The 20,918-nt window shown below is 71.6% G+C and carries 20 protein-coding genes; 12 read left to right on the top strand and 8 right to left on the bottom strand.

What is annotated here, in order from left to right:
• Positions 1-239 precede the first annotated feature (239 nt).
• Genes NOCJ54_RS0101765 through NOCJ54_RS27925 form a run of 3 tightly spaced genes read right to left on the bottom strand, consistent with a single transcriptional unit; the run spans position 240 to position 2,106 of the window.
• Entirely contained in the window at positions 240-743 is a 504-nt protein-coding gene (locus tag NOCJ54_RS0101765) for an NUDIX hydrolase (RefSeq protein ID WP_028654083.1), read from the bottom strand.
• Positions 740-1,408, bottom strand: a complete 669-nt coding sequence (locus tag NOCJ54_RS0101760; RefSeq protein ID WP_028654082.1) for an MBL fold metallo-hydrolase — start codon at positions 1,406-1,408, stop codon at positions 740-742. Before NOCJ54_RS0101760 ends, NOCJ54_RS0101765 begins: the two co-directional genes overlap by 4 nt.
• Positions 1,405-2,106 (bottom strand): maleylpyruvate isomerase family mycothiol-dependent enzyme, encoded by a 702-nt coding sequence (locus tag NOCJ54_RS27925; protein ID WP_051485372.1) that lies wholly within the window; start codon positions 2,104-2,106, stop codon positions 1,405-1,407. Before NOCJ54_RS27925 ends, NOCJ54_RS0101760 begins: the two co-directional genes overlap by 4 nt.
• 119 nt (positions 2,107-2,225) lie before the next feature.
• Between NOCJ54_RS27925 and uvrA the strand changes: the two genes are divergently transcribed.
• From uvrA to NOCJ54_RS0101740, 3 genes are read left to right on the top strand one after another with little or no spacing between them, the layout of a single operon-like run.
• A complete protein-coding gene (gene uvrA / locus NOCJ54_RS0101750; protein WP_232221649.1) occupies positions 2,226-5,315 on the top strand; it encodes an excinuclease ABC subunit UvrA in 3,090 nt (1,029 codons plus the stop codon).
• 34 nt (positions 5,316-5,349) lie between these two features.
• Positions 5,350-5,841: a Rieske (2Fe-2S) protein gene (locus NOCJ54_RS0101745; protein ID WP_028654080.1), complete on the top strand. Its 492-nt coding sequence runs from the start codon at positions 5,350-5,352 to the stop codon at positions 5,839-5,841.
• Complete coding sequence (locus NOCJ54_RS0101740) at positions 5,838-6,254, top strand: Rieske (2Fe-2S) protein (protein ID WP_028654079.1); 417 nt, start codon at positions 5,838-5,840, stop codon at positions 6,252-6,254. Before NOCJ54_RS0101745 ends, NOCJ54_RS0101740 begins: the two co-directional genes overlap by 4 nt.
• Here the strand turns inward: NOCJ54_RS0101740 and NOCJ54_RS23370 are convergent.
• Positions 6,155-7,540 carry a pyridine nucleotide-disulfide oxidoreductase gene (locus NOCJ54_RS23370; RefSeq protein WP_198020065.1) on the bottom strand — a complete coding sequence of 462 codons (1,386 nt, stop codon included), beginning with the start codon at positions 7,538-7,540 and terminating at the stop codon, positions 6,155-6,157. The two genes, NOCJ54_RS0101740 and NOCJ54_RS23370, sit on opposite strands and share 100 nt — an antisense overlap.
• Positions 7,541-7,607: 67 nt before the next feature.
• Here NOCJ54_RS23370 and uvrC point away from each other — a divergent pair, with 67 nt between their 5' ends.
• The 9 genes from uvrC to NOCJ54_RS0101690 all read left to right on the top strand — a co-directional run bounded on the left by uvrC (position 7,608) and on the right by NOCJ54_RS0101690 (position 16,427).
• On the top strand, positions 7,608-9,581 hold the full coding sequence (uvrC, locus tag NOCJ54_RS23365) for an excinuclease ABC subunit UvrC (RefSeq protein ID WP_036516509.1): 1,974 nt from the start codon (positions 7,608-7,610) through the stop codon (positions 9,579-9,581).
• Positions 9,582-9,586: 5 nt separating this feature from the next.
• Positions 9,587-10,456: an RNase adapter RapZ gene (gene rapZ / locus NOCJ54_RS0101725; protein WP_051485371.1), complete on the top strand. Its 870-nt coding sequence runs from the start codon at positions 9,587-9,589 to the stop codon at positions 10,454-10,456.
• Entirely contained in the window at positions 10,449-11,420 is a 972-nt protein-coding gene (locus NOCJ54_RS0101720; protein ID WP_028654077.1) for a gluconeogenesis factor YvcK family protein, read from the top strand. The genes rapZ and NOCJ54_RS0101720 overlap by 8 nt, the downstream gene beginning before the upstream one ends.
• Positions 11,421-11,527: 107 nt before the next feature.
• Complete coding sequence (gene whiA / locus NOCJ54_RS0101715) at positions 11,528-12,514, top strand: DNA-binding protein WhiA (protein ID WP_028654076.1); 987 nt, start codon at positions 11,528-11,530, stop codon at positions 12,512-12,514.
• 224 nt (positions 12,515-12,738) lie between these two features.
• On the top strand, positions 12,739-13,737 hold the full coding sequence (gene gap / locus NOCJ54_RS0101710) for a type I glyceraldehyde-3-phosphate dehydrogenase (protein ID WP_028654075.1): 999 nt from the start codon (positions 12,739-12,741) through the stop codon (positions 13,735-13,737).
• Positions 13,738-13,742: 5 nt separating this feature from the next.
• On the top strand, positions 13,743-14,942 hold the full coding sequence (locus NOCJ54_RS0101705; protein ID WP_036516508.1) for a phosphoglycerate kinase: 1,200 nt from the start codon (positions 13,743-13,745) through the stop codon (positions 14,940-14,942).
• Between the two features lie 3 nt (positions 14,943-14,945).
• Positions 14,946-15,743, top strand: coding sequence for a triose-phosphate isomerase (tpiA, locus tag NOCJ54_RS0101700; protein ID WP_028654073.1), 798 nt, complete (start codon positions 14,946-14,948; stop codon positions 15,741-15,743).
• Between the two features lie 30 nt (positions 15,744-15,773).
• Positions 15,774-16,010 carry a preprotein translocase subunit SecG gene (secG, locus tag NOCJ54_RS0101695; RefSeq protein WP_028654072.1) on the top strand — a complete coding sequence of 79 codons (237 nt, stop codon included), beginning with the start codon at positions 15,774-15,776 and terminating at the stop codon, positions 16,008-16,010.
• A 57-nt stretch (positions 16,011-16,067) separates the two neighbouring features.
• Positions 16,068-16,427, top strand: a complete 360-nt coding sequence (locus tag NOCJ54_RS0101690; RefSeq protein WP_028654071.1) for an RNA polymerase-binding protein RbpA — start codon at positions 16,068-16,070, stop codon at positions 16,425-16,427.
• A gap of 290 nt (positions 16,428-16,717) precedes the next feature.
• Here NOCJ54_RS0101690 and NOCJ54_RS29290 read toward each other — a convergent pair whose 3' ends face one another.
• The 4 genes from NOCJ54_RS29290 to pgi form a co-directional block, all read right to left on the bottom strand.
• Positions 16,718-16,846 carry a methionine/alanine import family NSS transporter small subunit gene (locus NOCJ54_RS29290; RefSeq protein WP_145726019.1) on the bottom strand — a complete coding sequence of 43 codons (129 nt, stop codon included), beginning with the start codon at positions 16,844-16,846 and terminating at the stop codon, positions 16,718-16,720.
• Entirely contained in the window at positions 16,843-18,381 is a 1,539-nt protein-coding gene (locus tag NOCJ54_RS23360; RefSeq protein WP_036516507.1) for a sodium-dependent transporter, read from the bottom strand. Before NOCJ54_RS23360 ends, NOCJ54_RS29290 begins: the two co-directional genes overlap by 4 nt.
• Positions 18,382-18,487: 106 nt before the next feature.
• A complete protein-coding gene (gene pgl, locus NOCJ54_RS0101675) occupies positions 18,488-19,240 on the bottom strand; it encodes a 6-phosphogluconolactonase (protein ID WP_028654070.1) in 753 nt (250 codons plus the stop codon).
• Complete coding sequence (gene pgi / locus NOCJ54_RS0101670; RefSeq protein ID WP_028654069.1) at positions 19,237-20,916, bottom strand: glucose-6-phosphate isomerase; 1,680 nt, start codon at positions 20,914-20,916, stop codon at positions 19,237-19,239. Before pgi ends, pgl begins: the two co-directional genes overlap by 4 nt.
• Between the last annotated feature and the right edge of the window lie 2 nt (positions 20,917-20,918).

Here is a 20,918-nt window from a genome sequence, read left to right as displayed (position 1 = left end):
CCGGCGTGACCAGCCAAGGGGCCGTCTACGGAACCGCAAACCGACAGGCGGACCCGACCACCTGCGCAGACTCCTCGTCGCTGCCTTTCGGGACTGTGCCGGCTACGGAACCGCAACCCGCGCAGATCAGGCACCGACGCAACCGCAAGCCGACCGCCGGACCCGACCATCTGCTCAAGCCCCTCGTCGCTGCCTCCTCGGTCCTGTGCCGGCTACGCAACCGCAGCCAGCCCAGCCCGTCAGACGTCCCCGACCACCTTCCACAGCAACCCCACGGTGTCGGGGACGAAGGGCAACGTCCGCACCATCTCCCGCAGGTCGTCGACGCTCACCCACGCACCCCAGACGACTTCCTCCGGCTGCCAGGTGATCGGGCCGTCGTAGACGCAGGTGAAGCAGTAGGCGTGGTAGCGGGTGTGCTCGTCGGCGTAGTCGGCCTCGTCGAGGGGCCGGAGCGGGACGCCGGTGACGCCGAGCTCCTCTGCGGCCTCGCGGACGGCGGCGTCGTACGGCTCCTCGCCGACCTGGAGGACGCCGCCGGCGGCGAAGTCGTAGTGGCCGGGGAACACGTCCTTGGTGTCGGTACGACGGTGGACGTAGACCTCACCGGCCCGGTTGCGGACGACGACCGCGGTCGCCGCGTGGCGGAGGTTGCGGGCGCGCACCTCCCGGCGGGGGACGACCTCGCCGGTGGGGCGGCCGTCCTCGCCGTACAGCGGGACGAGCTCGTCGCCGGGGTTCACCAGCCGCGCTCGCGCCACTCCGCGAGGTGGGGGCGCTCGGCGCCGAGGGTGGAGTCGTTGCCGTGGCCGGGGTAGAACCAGGTGTCGTCGGGCAGGGTGCCGAAGATCTTCGACTCGACGTCGTCGATCAGCGTGGCGAAGGCGGCGCTGTCGCCGAAGGTGTTGCCGACGCCGCCGGGGAAGAGGGAGTCACCGGTGAAGAGGTGCGGCGAGCCCTCGGGGTCGCGGTAGAGCAGGCAGATCGAGCCGGGGGTGTGGCCGGTGATCCGGATGACCTCCAGCTCGCACTCGCCGACGGCGACCTTGTCGCCGTCGCCGACGCGGCGGTCGATGGTGACGCCGGTCTGCTCGGTGATCGCGTCGGCGTCGGGCTCGCCGGCGACGGTGGTGGCGCCCGTGACCTTCACCACCTCGGCGAGGCCGCGGTGGTGGTCCCAGTGCTGGTGGGTGGTGGCGACGGTGGCGATGGCCCCGTCGGCGACCTGGAGGATGCTCTCCGGCTGGTCGGCGGCGTCGACGAGGAGGTTCTCGCCCGTCGCGCGGCAGGTGAGCAGGTAGCAGTTGTTCGACATCTTCTCGTCGACGGCCAGCTTGGTGATCGTCAGCGCCGCCAGCTCGCGCACGTCGGGCGCGCCGCCCGGCGTCACCTCTCCGGTGTAGGTCATCGTCCCTCCATCGTCGGAAGCGTCCCGTTCGTGCTGGACAGTACTGGCCCCGGGTCACGTCCCGTCGCCCACCACGCGAGGGCCGCCAGCGGGCCGCTCACGGTCGGGGCGTCGGGGCCGGCGCTGCCGAAGGTCCACCGCGCCGGCTCGTCCGTCGCGACGACGTGGAAGCCCGGGCCGGAGGCGCGGCGCACCTCCTCGGCGAGGAAGTCCATCGCGGTCGCCTGCGGCCAGTCGGAGGCGGTGTATCCGGCGTCGAGGTCGGCGTGGTGGATCTCGACCTCGCGCAGCCGGATGAACGGTACGGCGGTCGCCGGCATCAGCTGCCCGCCCGGCGTGCGCTCGAAGGTGGTGCCCTCGGGCAGGCCGGCGGCGACGTCCGCCACCTCGGCGAACGCGGCGACCGACGTACGGAGCCGCTCCCGTACGGCCGCGGGTGAGGTGGCGGCGAGCGCCGCTAGGTCGTCGATGTCGCGGTCCCGGTCCGCCTGGGAGGTGTACATCGTCACCGGGACGCCGTCGCGGAACCCGCGGAGGACCCCGGCGAGGGCCTCGGCGTTGAGCGCTACGTGGGCGATGACGTGCGCGCGGCTCCAGCCGGCGCAGCGGGTCGGTGCGCCCCAGGCGTCGTCGGGGAGGCGGTCGACCGTGTGGAGCATCCGCTGGCTGGCGGACTCGAGCTGGGCGAGGAGGGCCATCGGGCCATCATGCCCCGGGCTGCCGTCCCCGGTCGCCGGCCTCCGCGTGAAAAGGACCGTTGTCGGCGGCGGGTGAGAGGGTAGTTCCCCGGTGTGGCAGTTTGCGTCCACGCCGTACCATGACGAACACTTGTTCGATTCCGACAGTCACCAGCAAGGGACCGGTAGTGCAGGATCAGCTGATCATCCGTGGGGCGCGCGAGCACAACCTCAAGGACGTCTCGATCGACCTTCCCCGCGACTCCCTGATCGTGTTCACCGGCCTCTCCGGGTCCGGAAAGTCGAGCCTGGCGTTCGACACGATCTTCGCCGAGGGCCAGCGGCGCTACGTGGAGTCCCTCTCGGCGTACGCCCGGCAGTTCCTCGGCCAGATGGACAAGCCCGACGTGGACTTCATCGAGGGCCTGTCCCCGGCCGTCTCGATCGACCAGAAGTCGACGTCGAAGAACCCGCGCTCGACGGTCGGCACGATCACCGAGGTCTACGACTACCTCCGCCTGCTCTACGCCCGCGCGGGCCGTCCGCACTGCCCGACCTGCGGCGCCCCGATCGAGCGGCAGACGCCGCAGCAGATCGTCGACCGGATGCTGGCCCTCGAGGAGGGCACCCGCTTCCAGGTGCTGGCCCCGGTCGTCCGCGGCCGCAAGGGCGAGTACGTCGAGCTGTTCCGCCAGCTGCAGTCCCAGGGCTTCTCGCGGGCCCGGGTCGATGGCGAGACGCACAGCCTCGACAACCCGCCGACCCTGGACAAGAAGCTCAAGCACACGATCGAGGTCGTCGTCGACCGGCTCGCGGTCAAGGAGTCGGCCAAGCGCCGGCTCACCGACTCCGTCGAGACGGCGCTCGGCCTCGCCGGCGGGCTCGTCGTGTTCGACCTGGTCGACGCCGGCAAGGAGCTGAAGTTCTCCGAGAAGATGGCGTGCCCCAACGAGCACGCCATCGAGACCGACGACCTCGAGCCGCGCTCGTTCTCCTTCAACTCCCCGTTCGGGGCCTGCCCGGCCTGCACCGGCCTCGGCACCCGCATGGAGGTCGACCCGGAGCTGGTCGTCCCCGACCCGACCGCGACCCTCGCGGAGGGTGCGCTGCAGCCGTGGAGCCACGCCCACGTGGCCGACTACTTCGGCCGCCTGCTCGTCGCCCTCGGCGAGGAGCTCGGCTTCGACGTCGACACCCCGTGGGAACAGCTGTCGTCGCGCGCCCGCAAGGCGATCCTCGAGGGGCACCCGACCAAGGTCCACGTGGTCACACGCAACCGCTACGGCCGGCAGCGCTCCTACTACGCCGACTTCGAGGGCGTGAAGACGTACGTCGAGCGCCGCCACCGCGAGGCCGAGAGCGACACCAGCCGCGAGCGGTTCGAGGGCTTCATGCGCGAGGTCCCGTGCCCCGTGTGCGTCGGCAGCCGGCTCAAGCCGGTCTCGATGGCCGTCACCCTCGGCCCGAAGGACCGCGGCGGCAAGAACATCGCCGAGGTCTGCGCCCTGCCGATCAGCGAGGCGGCGGCCTACCTCAACGACCTCGACCTGTCCGCCCGCGAGCGGCAGATCGGTGAGCGGGTCCTCAAGGAGATCCAGGAGCGGCTGAACTTCCTGCTCGACGTCGGCCTCGACTACCTCTCGCTCGACCGGCCCTCCGGCTCGCTGTCGGGCGGCGAGGCGCAGCGGATCCGGCTCGCGACCCAGATCGGCGCCGGCCTGGTCGGCGTCCTCTACGTCCTCGACGAGCCGTCGATCGGCCTGCACCAGCGCGACAACCAGAAGCTCATCGAGACCCTCGTCCGGCTCAAGGAGCTCGGCAACACCCTCATCGTCGTCGAGCACGACGAGGACACGATCCGGGTCGCCGACTGGATCGTCGACATCGGCCCGGGCGCCGGCGAGCACGGGGGACAGGTGGTGCACTCGGGCACGGTCAAGGACCTGCTCGAGCACCCGGACTCGATGACCGGGCAGTACCTCTCCGGCCGTCGCGAGATCCCCGTGCCGGCCGTGCGCCGGCCGCGGACCGTCGGTCGGGAGCTCACGGTCCACGGCGCCCGCGAGCACAACCTGCAGAACGTCGACGTGAGCTTCCCGCTCGGCGTCTTCTGCGCGGTCACCGGTGTCTCCGGCTCCGGCAAGTCGACCCTGGTCAACGACATCCTCTACACCTCGCTGGCCAAGCAGATCTACAACTCCCGGTCCATCCCCGGCCGGCACCAGAAGATCACCGGCCTCGAGCACGTCGACAAGGTCATCCACGTCGACCAGTCACCGATCGGCCGCACCCCGCGGTCCAACCCGGCGACCTACACCGGCGTCTTCGACCACGTCCGCAAGCTGTTCGCGCAGACGCCCGAGGCGAAGATGCGCGGCTACCAGCAGGGCCGCTTCTCGTTCAACGTCAAGGGCGGCCGCTGCGAGGCGTGCGCCGGTGACGGCACGATCAAGATCGAGATGAACTTCCTGCCGGACGTCTACGTCCCGTGCGAGGTGTGCCACGGCGCCCGCTACAACCGCGAGACGCTCGAGGTCCACTACAAGGGCAAGACCATCGCCGAGATCCTCGACATGCCGATCGAGGAGGCGCTGGAGTTCTTCGCCGCCGTGCCGGCCATCGCGCGGCACATGAAGACCCTCGTCGAGGTCGGCCTGGGCTACGTCCGGCTCGGCCAGCCCGCCACCACCCTGTCCGGTGGTGAGGCACAGCGCGTCAAGCTCGCCGCGGAGCTGCAGAAGCGGTCGACCGGCCGCACGGTCTACGTCCTCGACGAGCCGACGACCGGCCTCCACTTCGAGGACATCCGCAAGCTGCTCGGCGTCCTCTCCAGCCTCGTCGACAAGGGCAACACCGTCCTGGTGATCGAGCACAACCTCGACGTCATCAAGACCGCCGACTGGATCATCGACATGGGTCCCGAGGGCGGCTCGCGCGGCGGCACCGTCGTCGCCGAAGGCACGCCCGAGGACGTCGCCGCGGTGCCGGAGAGCTACACCGGCCAGTTCCTCAAGCCGCTGCTCGAGGGGCGCCACGCCGAGCAGCCCGGTGCCCCGAAGCGGGCACCGCGCACCGAGGCACCCGCGAAGAAGTCCGCAGCCAGGAAGAGCGCAGCGAAGAAGGCGACGACGAAGAGCGCTGCGACGAAGAGCGCTACGACGACGAAGGCTCCGACGAAGAAGGCTGCGACGAAGGCCACGACGCGGAAGAAGGCCGCGAGCACCTCATAGGCTGCGTTCAGGAAGGCCCCGTAGCCTGACCGCCATGACCGCCCCCCTGAGCAGGCGACGGGCCCTCTCCGGAGCAGCGACCCTCGGTGTCAGCGTCCCCCTCCTCGCCGCGTGCGGCGACGACGGCGGTACGACGGCAGCGGAGCCGACCTCGAGCGGACCCGCCAGCACCGGCCCGGCCTCGCCGACCGGCGGCGCGAGCTCCTCGGCCCCGGCGGGCTCCCCGGGCGCGGCCCCGGCGAACGCGCTCGTCGCGACCGCCGACGTCCCGGTCGGCGGCGGCGTGATCCTCAAGGACGAGGAGGTCGTCGTCACGCAGCCCGAGGCGGGGGAGTTCAAGGCGTTCAGCGCGATCTGCACCCACCAGGCGTGCCTGGTGACCTCGGTCGAGGACGGCGCCATCGCCTGCGCCTGCCACGGCTCGATGTTCTCCGTCGACGACGGCTCGGTCACCGGCGGCCCGGCACCCTCGGCGCTGCCCGAGGTGGCGGTCGACGTCCGGGGTGACCAGGTGGTCAAGGCGTGACGGCCCCGGTCGTCAGCCGACGCATCGTCTTCTCCGGGCTCGGCGCGCTCGGCGTCGCCGCCGCCCTCGCGGGCTGCGCCGGGGGAGGCGACGGTGGTGGCGGCTCGTCGCCCGCGGTCGACGCGGGCGCGGACCTCGTCGGCACCGCCGAGGTGCCCGTCGGCGGCGGCGTCGTGCTGACCGACCAGAAGGTCGTGGTCACCCAGCCGACCGAGGGGACGTTCAAGGCGTTCACCGCGGTGTGCACGCACCAGATGCTGCTGGTCACCTCCGTGGAGGACGGCAGCATCCGCTGCGACAACCACGGGTCGGTCTACTCCGCCGAGACCGGCGAGGTCGAGGGCGGCCCGGCCCGCTCCGCGCTCGCCGAGGTGCCGATCGAGGTCAGGGACGACCGGATCCTCGCCGCCTGAGCCTCTTGGGCCTCCTGGGCCTCCCGGCGCCACGCGGCGTCGCGCGGGGACGGCCGGCGGTCCAGCCGTGCGTCGAGCACGACGCGCGCCTCGTCGTACCTCCCGGCGCGGAGCAGGGCCGCGATGCGGGCCTCCTCGACGATCTCGCGCTGCGCGTCCGAGCCGCCGACCCGCCACACGTGCGGCCCGAGGTCGGCGAGCCGGTCGGCGCCCTCGCTCCACCGCCCGGCCGCCATCAGCTGCAGCGCCCGGGCGAGCGGGCCCACCACCTCCCGGTGGGTGGCGGCCGGGTGGGCATCGCACCAGCGGGCCAGCCGGTCGAGCCCGGCGTCGTCACCGACGGCCAGGAGTGCCACGGCGGAGTGCATCCCGAGGAACGCCGTCGACGGCTGCTCCAGGACCCCGGTGCCGGTGAGCGCGACCACCTCGTCGAGGGTCGGCACCTCGACCCCGCCGGGGGTCAGCGCCCAGCGGAAGAGCAGCGACCCGGTGTCCACGAGCGCCCGGCAGCCGACCGCGTGGCGCGGCTGCAGCTGAGACTCGTAGCGGCGCCGGACGGCCTCGACGTCGCCGAGCGAGAGCTCGTGCAGCGCGGCGTGCCAGGAGAAGTGCGTGAGGCTGTCGGTCTGCGCGCCGTCGCCCAAAACCCAGGCGTCCATCCACGCCAGCCCGGCCGCGTGGTCGCCGGTCTCGTAGTGCGCGTGCGCCCGCGCGTGCGCAGCGTGCCCGCCCGCCGGCTCGACCGCCAGCGAGCGGCAGGCGAGGTCCATGGCCTCGTCGAAGCGCCGCTGCTCCTGGCGGACGAAGGCCATGAGCCCGTTGATCCACGGGTCGTCGCCGTAGGCGGGCGCGGCCTGCTCGACGATCCGCCAGGCCTCCTCGGGCAGGTCGGTCACGCCGGCGAAGGCGATGGTCGGCATCGCCACCGACAGCAGCACCGCGTCCCGGGGGTACGCCGCCAGGTGGCTCACCAGCGGGCCGGAGTCGCCCTGGAGGTGCCGGTCGATGGCGTGCACGTGGCTGCGCTCCCGCTCGCTCGCCCGCTGGGCGTGCAGCCGGGCGTCGGCGAGCCGCGAGGCCACGTCGACCTGCACGCACATCTCGTGGCCGAGCAGGGCGAGGGTGGCGTGCCCCAGGGCGAAGGTCGGGTCGAGGGTGATGGCGGCGGCGAACCGGTTCGCGGCACCGGCCCGCAGCCGCAGCAGGTCCCGGACGCCGTCGACGTAGGCCTCGGCAGCCGGGCGGCTCGTGGTGAGGGAGTACCCGTACGCGTCTCGACCACCCATAACCCTAGTAAACCACCAGACATTGCCTAGTAAGAGCACTGTCGGCACGTCTCCGTAGGGTGGAGCAGTGCCTGACCCGTTGAGCTACCGGCCCAAGCCGGGCGAGATCCCCACGGAGCCGGGTGTCTACCGGTTCCGTGACGCGCGCGGCCGGGTCATCTACGTCGGCAAGGCGAAGAGCCTGCGGGCCCGCCTGTCGTCGTACTTCCAGGACATCGGCAACCTCCACCCGCGCACGGCCACGATGGTGACCACGGCCGCGTCGGTCGAGTGGACGGTCGTCAAGACCGAGGTCGAGGCGCTGCAGCTGGAGTACTCCTGGATCAAGGAGTACGACCCGCGGTTCAACGTGAAGTACCGCGACGACAAGTCCTACCCGTGGCTGGCCGTCACGGTGTCGGAGGAGTTCCCGCGGGTGACGGTCGGCCGCGGTGCCAAGCGCCGCGGCACGCGCTACTTCGGCCCCTACAGCCACGCCTGGGCGATCCGCGAGACCGTCGACATCCTGCTCCGCGTCTTCCCGATGCGCTCGTGCAGCAACGGCGTCTTCAAGCGGTCCAGCCAGATCGGCCGGCCGTGCCTGCTGGGTTACATCGACAAGTGCTCGGCCCCGTGCGTCGGCAACATCTCGCCCGAGGACCACCGGGCGATCGTCGACGACTTCTGCGAGTTCATGGCCGGGCGGACCCGACCGTTCATGAAGCGCATCGAGCAGGAGATGTACGCCGCGTCGGACGCCCTCGACTTCGAGAAGGCAGCCCGGCTGCGCGACGACCTCGGCGCGATGCAGAAGGCGCTGGAGAAGCAGGCGGTCGTCCTGGGCGACGGCTCGGACGCCGACGTGATCGCGCTGGCCGAGGACCCGCTCGAGGTCGCGGTCCAGGTCTTCTACGTCCGCGGCGGCCGGATCCGCGGCCAGCGCGGCTGGGTCGCCGACCGCACCGACGACGGCGACACCTCCTCGCTGGTCGAGCACTTCCTGCTCCAGCTCTACGCCAGCGTGTCGCGTGAGGACGCCCGGGACGCGGTGCCGCGGGAGATCCTCGTGCCGGAGCTCCCGCCGGAGCCGGCGACGTGGGAGCAGCTGCTGTCCGACCTGCGCGGCTCGCGGGTCGAGCTGCGGGTCCCGCAGCGTGGCGACAAGCGGGCTCTCCAGGAGACCGTCGCCCGCAACGCCAAGGAGTCCCTCGCGCTCCACAAGACCAAGCGTGCCAGTGATCTGACGACCCGCAACCTCGCTCTCGCCGAGATCGCCGAGGCGCTGGAGCTCGAGGAGGCGCCGCTGCGCATCGAGTGCTTCGACGTCTCGCACACCCAGGGCACCGAGATCGTCGCGTCGATGGTGGTCTTCGAGGACGGCCTGGCCCGCAAGGGGGAGTACCGCCGGTTCGTGATCCGCGACCAGGACGGCTCCGACGACGTCGCCGCGATGCACGAGGTGATTACCCGCCGGTTCCGGCGCCTGCTCGACGAGCAGGCCCGCTCCGAGGTGCGACCCGGTGACCCCGAGGCCGGCACCGGGCCGATGCTGGTCGACCCGGACACCGGCCGGCCCCGCAAGTTCGCCTACGCCCCCGGGCTGGTCGTGGTCGACGGCGGCGCGCCCCAGGTGGCGGCGGCGCAGCGCGCGCTCGACGAGCTCGGCATCGACGACATCCCCGTCTGCGGCCTGGCCAAGCGGCTCGAGGAGGTCTGGCTGCCGGGGGAGGAGGACCCGGTCATCCTGCCGCGCACCTCCGAGGGCCTCTACCTGCTGCAGCGGGTCCGGGACGAGGCGCACCGGTTCGCCATCGCCCACCACCGTAACCGCCGCTCGAAGTCCATGGTCGAGAGCGTCCTCGACGGCGTTCCCGGACTCGGCGAGGTGCGCCGCAAGACGCTGCTGCGCCACTTCGGCTCGCTGCGCAAGCTGCGTGCGGCCAGCGTCGAGGAGATCGCCGCGGTGCCCGGCGTCGGACCGCGCACCGCCGCCGCCATCAAGGAGGCGCTGGACCGCGAGGACACCGGTGCGACGCCCCGGGCGAAGGTTCCACCACAATGACCCCCATGAGTGACAGCACCCCCGGGCCGCTCGTCGTGGTCACCGGGATGACCGGTGCCGGCCGCAGCACCGCGGCGAAGGAGCTGGAGGACCTCGGCTTCTTCGTCGTCGACAACCTGCCGCCGAGCCTGCTGGCCGACGTCGTTCGGCTCGTCGACGAGAGCCACGGCCCCGCGCAGCCGGTCGCCGTCGTCGTCGACGTCCGGTCCGGTGAGTTCTTCCAGGGCCTGCGCAGCGTGCTCGCCCACGGGGCCACCGGTCGCGACACGACGCTCGTCTTCCTCGACGCCTCCGACGAGGTGCTCGTCCGCCGCCAGGAGGCCGCGCGCCGCCCGCACCCGCTGCAGCGGGGCGGCCGCCTCCTCGACGGCCTCCAGCGCGAGCGCGTCGTCCTCGGCGACCTGCGCTCCGAGGCCGACCTCGTCATCGACACGAGCAAGCTCAACGTCCACCAGCTGACCGACCGGATCGCCGAGGCCTTCGGCACGGCCGAGTCCACCCGGCTGCGGGTCACCGTGATCAGCTTCGGCTTCAAGTACGGCATCCCCGTGGACGCCGACTACGTCGCCGACATGCGCTTCCTCCCCAACCCGCACTGGGTGCCCGAGCTCCGCCCACGCACCGGCCAGGACCTCGAGGTCGCCGCCTACGTCCTCGACCAGCCCGGCGCGGAGGAGTTCCTCGACGCCTACGTCACGCTGCTCTCCGGCGTCGCCCAGGGCTACCTGCGCGAGGGCAAGCGCTTCATGCGGGTCGCCATCGGCTGCACCGGCGGCAAGCACCGCAGCGTCGCCATGACCGAGGAGATCACCCGGCGCCTGCTCGAGCAGGGGTACGTCGCCCGCGCGATCCACCGCGACCTCGGCCGTGAGTGACCTGCGGGCGCAGGCGGTGGTCGCGCTCGGCGGCGGCCACGGCCTCCACGCCTCCCTCAGCGCCCTGCGGCACCTGCTCGACGACCTCACCCTCGACGAGCTCACCGCCGTCGTCACCGTCGCCGACAACGGCGGCTCCTCCGGCCGGCTCCGCGGAGAGTTCGGCGTCCTGCCCCCCGGCGACCTGCGGATGGCGCTCGCCGCGCTCTGCGGTGACGACGAGTGGGGCGACACCTGGGCCCGGGTGCTGCAGCACCGCTTCCAGGGCGACGGCGAGATGCGCGGCCACGTCGTCGGCAACCTGCTCATCGTGGGCCTGTGGGAGCTGCTCGGCGACCACGTCGACGCGCTCGACTGGGTCGGCCGCCTGCTCGGCGCCCGCGGCCGGGTGCTCCCGATGGCGCTCACCCCGATGGACATCACCGCCGAGGTGCGGGGCCTCGTCGCCGGCGACCCCGATGCGCTGACGTCCGTGAGGGGCCAGGTCGAGGTCGCGACGACCGACGGCGTCATCGACTCGATCGCTCTCGACCCGGCGGTCCCCGAGGTCAGCCCCGCCGTCCTCGACGCGATCGCCCAGGCCGACTGGGCCGTCCTCGGCCCGGGGTCCTGGTTCACCTCCGTGCTGCCGCACCTGCTGGTGCCCGCGCTGCGCGAGGCGCTGGTCGCGACGCCGGCCCGCCTCGTCGTCGTGCTCAACCTCGCCGAGCAGGAGGGGGAGACGCACGGCTTCGGCCCCGCCGACCACCTCCGGGTGCTCGCCGAGCACGCCCCCGACCTGGCCATCCACACCGTGCTGGCCGACCGCGGCTCGGTCGGTGCCGACCTCGCCGAGGTCGAGGAGCTGGTGCGCCTGCTCGGGGCACGGCTCGTCGTCGACGACGTCGCCGTGGGTGACGGCTCGCCCCGCCACGACGCGGTGAAGCTCGCGGCGGCGTACGCCCGGATCTTCGAGGCCGGCTGAACCAGCTCCGCCCCCGAGTGGGAGCGGCTGCCACCGGCCGGGACGTCTGGTTCGTCACGTCGTCCTCGCCGTCGAGGGTTGTTGACCAACGTGGCAGGATCAGCGGCATGGCGATGACGGCACAGGTGAAGGCGGAGCTGGCCAGTACCCCGGTCACCAAGGCGTGTTGCCGCAAGGCCGAGGTCGCCTCCACGCTGCGCTTCTCGGGTGGCCTGCACATCGTCGGTGGCCGGATCGTGGTCGAGGCCGAGCTCGACACGGGCGCCGCCGCGCGCCGCCTGCGCAAGGACATCTCCGAGATCTACGGCCAGTCCTCCGATGTGGTCATGGTGCAGGGCAACGGCCTGCGCAAGGGGAGCCGCTACATCGTCCGCGTGGCGAAGGACGGCGAGGCGCTCGCGCGCCAGACCGGGCTGCTCGACCAGCGCGGCCGCCCCGTGCGGGGTCTGCCGCCCGCCGTCGTCTCCGGCGGCGCCTGCGACGCGGTCGCGGCGTGGCGCGGGGCGTTCCTGGCCCACGGCTCGCTGACCGAGCCCGGCCGGTCGTCCTCGCTCGAGGTCACCTGCCCCGGCTCCGAGGCCGCGCTCGCCCTCGTCGGCGTGGCTCGCCGCCTCGGCATCCAGGCCAAGGCCCGCGAGGTCCGCGGCGTCGACCGCGTCGTGATCCGTGACGGCGACGCGATCGGCCAGCTGCTCACCCGGCTCGGCGCGCACGAGACGCTGATGGCCTGGGAGGAGCGCCGGATGCGCCGCGAGGTGCGCGCCACCGCCAACCGGCTCGCGAACTTCGACGACGCCAACCTGCGCCGCTCCGCCCGCGCCGCCGTCACCGCCGGCGCCCGCGTCGAGCGCGCGATGGAGATCCTCGGCGAGGAGGTCCCCGACCACCTGCGGATGGCCGGCGAGCTCCGGCTGCAGCACAAGCAGGCCTCGCTCGAGGAGCTCGGCCAGCTCCACGACCCGGTGCTCACCAAGGACGCGATCGCCGGCCGGATCCGCCGCCTGCTCGCCATGGCCGACAAGCGCGCCGAGGACCTCGGCATCCCGGACACCGAGGCCTCGCTCACGCCGGAGATGCTCGCCGGCGACGCCTGACCGCTCATCCCGGTCACCCCGGTCACCGCACTCGCTGCTGCCCACCGCCCCTCCATGCCCGGGTCGACCCGGATGGATGTGGGAACGTGTGGGTACTTGTTGCTACCTGCCCGTATGCCGGACGAGGGGCGGCGGGCGTTCGTACGCCGCGGCTAGGGTCGAGGGGACGCATGATCTGCGTCACACTCGCGACACCCCCGCTGACCGAGCAGAGGAGCAACCACGTGACTGTCCGCGTAGGCATCAATGGATTCGGCCGGATCGGCCGCAACTTCTTCCGAGCAGTACGTGCCAGTGGTGCGGACATCGAGATCGTCGGGGTCAACGACCTGACGGACAACGCGACCCTGGCCCACCTCCTCAAGTGGGACTCCATCCTCGGCCCGCTGGACGCCGACGTCTCCTCGACCGACGACGCGATCGTCGTCGGCGGCACGAAGATCAAGGCCTTCGCGGAGCGTGACCCGGCCGCCCTGGGCTGGGGCGACCTCGGCGTCGACGTCGTGGTGGAGTCCACCGGCTTCTTCACCGACGCGACCCAGGCCCGCGCCCACGTCGACGGAGGTGGCGCGAAGAAGGTGATCATCTCCGCGCCGGCGAAGAACGAGGACGTCACCATCGTCATGGGCGTCAACCACGACCTCTACGACCCGGGCGCGCACACCGTCATCTCCAACGCCTCGTGCACCACGAACTGCCTCGCGCCGATGGCGAAGGCGCTCAACGACGGCCTCGGCATCGTCAAGGGCCTGATGACGACGGTGCACGCCTACACCGCCGACCAGAACCTGCAGGACAACATCCACAAGGACCTGCGTCGCGCCCGTGCCGCCGCGATCAACATCGTCCCGACCTCGACCGGCGCCGCGAAGGCGATCGGCCTCGTCCTGCCCGAGCTCAAGGGCAAGCTCGACGGCTACGCCCTGCGCGTGCCGACCCCGACCGGCTCGCTGACGGACCTGTCCTTCGAGGCGTCCCGTGAGACCTCGGTCGAGGAGGTCAACGAGATCGTCAAGGCCGCCGCCGACGGCCGGTTCCTCGTCTACTCGACCGACCCGATCGTGTCCTCCGACATCGTGACCAACCCGGCCTCGTGCATCTTCGACGCGCCGCTCACCAAGGTGATCGGCAACCAGGTCAAGGTCGCGGGCTGGTACGACAACGAGTGGGGCTACTCCAACCGCCTCGCGGACCTCATCACGCACGTGGGCGCTACGCTCTGACGCTTGTGACGGAGTACAAGGGCCTCGGCGAGGTCACCGGCAAGCGTGTCCTGGTCCGCTCGGACCTCAACGTCCCCCTCGACGGGACCACGATCACCGACGACGGCCGCATCCGTGCGAGCGTCCCGACCATCAAGGCGCTCGCCGACGCCGGCGCCCGGGTCGTGGTGACCGCGCACCTCGGCCGGCCCAAGGGGGAGCCCGACCCGGCGTACTCCCTGGCGCCGGTCGCGTCCCGCCTCGCCGAGCTGCTCGACCGCCCGGTCGCCTTCGCGACCGACACGGTCGGCGCGTCGGCGCAGGAGACGGTGGCTGCCCTGGGTGACGGCGAGGTCGCCCTGCTGGAGAACGTCCGGTTCAACGCGGGCGAGACCAGCAAGGACGACGCCGAGCGCGGGGCCTTCGCCGACCAGCTCGCCGCCCTGGCCGACGCCTTCGTCAGCGACGGCTTCGGTGTCGTGCACCGCAAGCAGGCCAGCGTGTACGACGTCGCGCAGCGACTCCCGCACGCGATGGGCGGCCTGGTCGCCACCGAGATCGACGTGCTGCGGCGGCTGACCGTCGAGCCCAAGCGGCCCTACGTCGTCGTCCTCGGCGGCTCGAAGGTCTCCGACAAGCTCGGCGTGATCGACAACCTGCTCGGCAAGGCCGACAAGCTCCTCATCGGCGGCGGCATGGTCTTCACCTTCCTCAAGGCCGAGGGCCACGAGGTCGGCCAGAGCCTGCTCGAGGAGGACCAGCTCGACACCGTGCGCTCCTACCAGCAGCGCGCGCAGGAGCTCGGCGTCGAGATCGTCCTGCCGACCGACATCGTCGTGGCCGACAGCTTCGGCGACGAGGCCTCGGCCCGCGTCGTCCCGGCGACCGACATCCCGGCCGACACCCTCGGCCTCGACATCGGCCCCGAGTCCGGCAAGGCGTTCGCTGCGGCCCTCGCCGACGCGCGCACCGTCTTCTGGAACGGCCCGATGGGCGTCTTCGAGCAGGCCGCCTTCGCCGAGGGCACCCACGCGGTCGCCGAGGCCCTGACCCGCGTCGAGGGTCTGTCGGTCGTCGGCGGCGGGGACTCCGCGGCCGCCGTACGCGCCCTCGGCTTCGACGAGGACGCGTTCGGCCACATCTCCACCGGTGGCGGCGCCAGCCTCGAGTACCTCGAGGGCAAGGAGCTGCCCGGCATCACCGTCCTCGAGCAGGGAGACTCCTGAGCCATGGCTGCTGCACGCACCCCGCTGATGGCGGGCAACTGGAAGATGAACCTCAACCACGCCGAGGCCGTGGTGCTGGTGCAGAAGCTCGCGTGGACCCTGTCCGACAAGCGCCACGACTACGGCAAGGTCGAGGTCGCGGTCATCCCTCCGTTCACCGACATCCGCTCCGTGCAGACGCTCGTCGACGGTGACCGCCTCTCGATCAGGTACGGCGCCCAGGACGTCTCGCAGCACGCCAGCGGCGCCTACACCGGGGAGATCTCGGCCGCGATGCTCGCCAAGCTCGGCTGCTCCTACGTCGTGGTCGGCCACTCCGAGCGCCGGCAGTACCACGCCGAGACCGACGAGGTCGTCAACGCCAAGGCCAAGGCGGCGCTGGGGGAGAAGATCACCCCCATCGTCTGCGTCGGCGAGGGCCTCGAGGTGCGCCAGGCCGGCGAGCACGTCGCGTTCACCAACGAGCAGGTCCGCGGCTCGCTCGCGGGCCTGACCAAGGCCCAGGTCGCCGGCCTGGTCATCGCCTACGAGCCCGTGTGGGCCATCGGCACCGGCGAGGTCGCCACCCCGGACGACGCGCAGGAGGTCTGCGCCGCGATCCGCACCCAGGTCCGCGAGTCCTTCGGCGACGAGGCCGCCGACTCCGTGCGCATCCTCTACGGCGGCTCGGTGAAGGCCGCGAACGTCGCCGGCATCATGGCGAAGCCGGACGTCGACGGCGCCCTCGTGGGCGGCGCGAGCCTCGAGGCGGACGAGTTCGGCGGAATCTGCCGCTTCTACGACATGCCGGTGCTGGGATAGCTCCGGCCCTGACGTAGGATTCCACGCGTGTTGTCGACGCTCCTCACTGTGCTGCTCGTGATCACGAGCCTCCTGCTCATCCTTCTGGTGTTGCTGCACAAGGGTCGTGGCGGCGGACTCTCGGACATGTTCGGCGGCGGCGTCTCGAGCTCGCTCGGCGGCTCGTCCGTTGCTGAGCGCAACCTCGACCGGTTCACGGTCGGCATCGGCGTCATCTGGTTCGCGTGCGTCCTCGCGCTCGGCCTGCTGCTCGCCTATCAGAACTGATCGACTGCAACCGGCCCGCGGCATCGCGGGTCACTCGATGCTGGAGGAGAGAATCCGTTGGCTGGTGGTGGGAACGCAATCCGCGGTAGTCGCGTCGGTGCAGGCCCGATGGGTGAGGCCGAGCGTGGTGAGGCTGCGCCGCGTCAGGCAGTGACGTACTTCTGCGCGAACAGCCACCGCTCGGTGATCACGTTCTCGGTCGAGGCCGCCGTCCCGGAGTCCTGGGACTGCCCCAAGTGCGGCCTCCCCGCCGGCCTCGACTCCGACAACGCCCCGCCGGCGCCGAAGATCGAGCCCTACAAGACGCACCTGGCCTACGTGAAGGAGCGTCGCTCCGACAAGGAGGCCGAGGTCATCCTCGACGAGGCGATCCAGCTGCTCCGTTCCCGTCGGAAGTCCGGCGAGATCATCTTCTGATCCCCCGCGCTGCCGCGCACGCCGTTGCCTTCGTTCGATTGCACGGTACGCCTGGCGGCAAGCCCTTCGCCCGGTGGTTGAGGTGCGACGAGCGCCAGCGAGGAGCCTCGAAACCTCCGGGCCTTGATGGCGGGCTGTGGTGGGCACAGTCGGGTGCATCGGTGCCGGTGGTTTCGAGGCTCGGCGCTGGGGCGCCTCACCCCTCAACCACCGGCGGCCTGGCTGGGCGCTGGGGCGCCTCGCACCTCAACCACCGGCAGTCGGCATGTCTCAGGCTCGTTCGTGGGTGGTCAGAGGTCGCGGTGGACGTCGTCCAGGGACGGGAGGTCGTGGCGGTTGAGGCGGATGATGGCGACGATGAGGCCGCCCCACAGGATCGCCATGGCGACCAGCATCAAGATGACGGCGTCGAGGCTCACTGGATCTCCTTCTTGAGGGTGTCGGACTCGGCATCGAGGCTGGTCTCGGGGCGCCAGCGGACCTGGGCGGCCGCGACGGCGAACACCACGACTGCCACGGCGCTGCCCCAGCCGAGGACGTTCAGCATCCAGGCGGGGTAGCCCTCGTAGGGCTCCTTGATGTCGGCGACGAGGGCGTCGATCAGGACGTAGGTCAGGGCGACCGGCGCGACGAAGCCGACGAGCGCGTACCACGGCCGGCCGAGCGGCAGCGAGCCGAACCGGTTGAGGTGCGCGGCCAGGGACGGCAGCTCGCGCAGGCCCCAGGCCACGACGACCATGCTGACGACGGCGACGACGAGGATGCCGTACTGGTTGATGAAGTGGTCGATGATGTCGAGCACGTAGACGCCGCTGGTGGTGCTGAACAGCACGAGGCTCAGCAGCGCGGCCGGGACGCCGACGGCCATCGAGGCGCCCACCCGGGTCATCTCGAACTTGTCGCGGACGGCCGAGATGACGACCTCGATGACGCTCACCAGCGACGTGAGGCCGGCGATCACCAGCGACCCGAAGAACAGCACGCCGATGAGCGCGCCCGCGGGTGCCTCGCTGATCAGGGCCGGGAAGACCACGAAGGCGAGGCCGAGGCCGTCGGCGGCGACGTCCTCGACGGCGACACCACTGGCCTGGGCCATGAACCCGAGCGCGGCGAAGACACCGATGCCGGCGAGCAGCTCGAACCCCGAGTTGGCGAAACCGACCACGAAGCCCGCGCCCGGCATGTCGTTGTGCCGGTCGACGTACGACGCGTAGGTGATCATGATGCCGAAGCCGATCGAGAGCGAGAAGAAGATCTGGCCGAAGGCGGCCGCCCAGACACCGGGCTCGGCGAGCGCGTCCCAGCTGGGTGAGAAGAGGGCGTCGAGGCCGATCGACGCACCGTCGAGGGTGAGCGCACGGATCACCAGCGCGCCGAAGGCGATGAACAGGACCGGGATGAACCACAGCGAAAGAAGGCCGATGCCCTTCTGCACGCCGAGGGCCATGATGAGGAGCACGACGACCCAGACGAGGGCGAGTGGCACCAGCACGCCGACCACGACGTCGAGGGTGACGCCCGGGTCCCCGGCCTGGAGGAAGTCACCGAAGAGGAAGCCCTCCGGGTCGTCGCCCCACGCCTCGTTGACGGAGAAGAAGGTGTAGCGCAGGGCCCAGGCGATGACGGCGGCGTAGTAGATCGCGATCAGGAAGCAGATCGCGACCTGCCACCAGCCGAGGGCCTCGGTCTTGCGGCGCAGCCGCGCGAAGGTGAGCGGCGCGGAGCCGCGGTAGCGGTGCCCGAGGGCGTAGTCGAGGAAGAGGAACGGCAGGCCGGCCGTGAGCAGGGCGACGAGGTACGGGATCAGGAACGCTCCGCCGCCGTTCTCGTAGGCGACGTAGGGGAACCGCCAGATGTTGCCCAGCCCGACCGCGGATCCGATCGCGGCGAAGATGAACACCTTGCGACTGCTGAACGCTCCGCGCCGTTGCGCTTCGTTCGTGGTGGACGTCATGCCGGACATCGTGTCGCGGGAGTGTCCCGGTGACCAAGACCACACGCTACTGTCCAGTTCCGGCCGCGGGATCGTCCGCCAGACGGACAGTCAGGGGAGCCACCGGTCAGATGGCGGAGGCCGCCCCCGTGTCGAGGAACCACACCGTCTCGGCGATCCCGCGCACGCCGCGCGCCGGCGTCTCCCGACGGGCCGCGTCCTCGGCGTCCGGCGCGACCTCAGCCATGACCCGCCGAACGGCGTCGGCCTTGCCGTCGCCGCTCACCACGAACCACACCGCCTGCGCCCGGTTCAGGGCCTCGAAGGTGAGGCTGACCCGGTCCGGCGGCGGCTTGGGGGAGTCGTGGACGGCGACGGCCAGGTCGCCCGTCGCGTCCAGCCCGGGGTGGCCCGGGAAAAGCGAGGCGATGTGGCCGTCGGGGCCGACGCCCAGCATCAGCACGTCGAAGTCGCCGCTGCCCGTCGAGCGGATCGTGGCGGCGTACTGCTCCGCCGACTCCTCGGCCGTGGCGACCTCGTCCGCCGCCGGGGCGGAGTGCACCCGCGACGCGCCGACCTCGTCGAGGAAGGCTGCCCGCGCCTGGGCGACGTTGCGGTCGGGGGAGTCGGACGGGACGAACCGCTCGTCGCCGAAGTAGAAGCGCACCGCACCCCAGTCCACGCCGGAGGCGTCGGCCAGGCGGGCCACCTCGCGGTGGATCGCCTCGGCGATCGAGCCGCCGGTCAGGCCGATGTCCGGCACGTGGCCGGCGGCCTGGGCGTCGGCGATGCGGTTGAGGAGCTCGCCGGCGACGGCGGTCGCCAGCGCGGCGGCGTCGTCGTGGACCTCGACGAGGGGAGCAGGTCGGTCAACGGTCATCGGGTGCGGTGCTCCAGGTAGTAGCGGATGAGGGCGCGGGTCGAGCCGTCCTGGTCGGCGAGGGCAGACTCCTCGCCGTCGATGGCGGGGGCGAGCTGGAGGGCGAGCTGCTTGCCGAGCTCGACGCCCCACTGGTCGAAGCTGTCGATGCCCCACACCACGCCCTGGGTGAAGGTGATGTGCTCGTAGAGCGCGATCAGCTGGCCGAGCACGGACGGCGTCAGCGCCGGCGCCATGATCGACGTCGTCGGCCGGTTGCCCGGGAAGACCCGCGCCGGGACGATCGCCTCGGGGGTGCCCTCGGCGCGCACCTCGTCGGCGGTCTTGCCGAACGCGAGCGCCTTGGTCTGGGCGAAGAAGTTCGCCAGCAGCAGCTCGTGCACGTCCTTATCACCGTCCGCGAGCGGGTAGGCCGGGTCGGCGAAAGCGATGAAGTCCGCTGGCACGAGCCGGGTGCCCTGGTGGATCAGCTGGTAGAACGCGTGCTGCCCGTTGGTGCCGGGCTCGCCCCAGAACACCTCGCCGGTGTCGGTGGTGACCGGGCTGCCGTCCCAGCGCACGCTCTTGCCGTTGGACTCCATGGTCAGCTGCTGGAGGTACGCCGGGAAGCGGTGCAGGAGCTGGGAGTACGGCAGCACGGCGTGGGTCTGCGCGTCGAGGAAGTTGGTGTACCAGACGTTGAGCAGGCCCATCAGCACCGGCACGTTCCGGTCCAGGGGCGTGCGCAGGAAGTGCTCGTCGACGGCGTGGAAGCCGGCGAGGAACTCGTCGAAGCGCTCGGGGCCGATGGCCACCACCAGCGAGGTGCCGATCGCGGAGTCGACCGAGTAGCGCCCGCCGACCCAGTCCCAGAACCCGAAGGCGTTGTCGGGGTCGATGCCGAACTCGGCCACCTTGTCCAGCGCCGTGGAGACCGCGACGAAGTGCTTCGCCACCGCGGCGGCCGTGTCGTCCTCGCCCCGCCCGATGGCGCCGCTGCTGCGCAGCGAGTCGAGCAGCCACGCGCGGCACAGTCGGGCGTTGGTCAGGGTCTCCAGGGTGCCGAAGGTCTTGCTGGACACGATGAACAGCGTCGTTGCCGGGTCGAGCCCGGTCAACGTGCTGGCCGCGTCGGTCGGGTCGATGTTGCTGATGAACCGGCACTCGATGCCGTCCTGGACGTACGGCGCCAGGGCCTCGTAGGCCATCACCGGACCCAGGTCGGAGCCGCCGATGCCGATGTTGACGACCGTCGAGATCCGCTGTCCGGTGACCCCGGTCCAGCGGCCCGAGCGCACGTCGTCGGCGAAGGCGTAGACCTTGCGCAGCACGTCGTGGACGTCGTCGACGACGTCCTGGCCCTCGACCTCGACCTCGACGTCCGGCGGCTGCCGCAGCGCGGTGTGCAGCACGGCGCGGTCCTCGGTGACGTTGATGTGGTCACCGCGGAACATCGCGTCGCGCCGCGCCTCCAGGCCGACCTCGCCCGCGAGCTCGACTAGCGCGGCCAGCACCGCGTCGTCGAGGAGGTTCTTGGACAGGTCGACGTGGAGGTCGCCCACGTCGAGGGTGAGCCGGGCCGCGCGTTCGGGCTCCTCGGCGAACCAGCGCCGCAGGTCCGGGGTGAAGCCGTCAGCGAGCCTCGTCAGCGTCGCCCAGGCGGCCGTGGAGCGGGGGTCGACCGGCGCCGCGACCACGG

This window comes from Nocardioides sp. J54 (assembly GCF_000519005.1).
GTDB lineage: Bacteria > Actinomycetota > Actinomycetes > Propionibacteriales > Nocardioidaceae > Nocardioides.
This window is presented reverse-complemented; position numbering and strand designations above follow the sequence as displayed.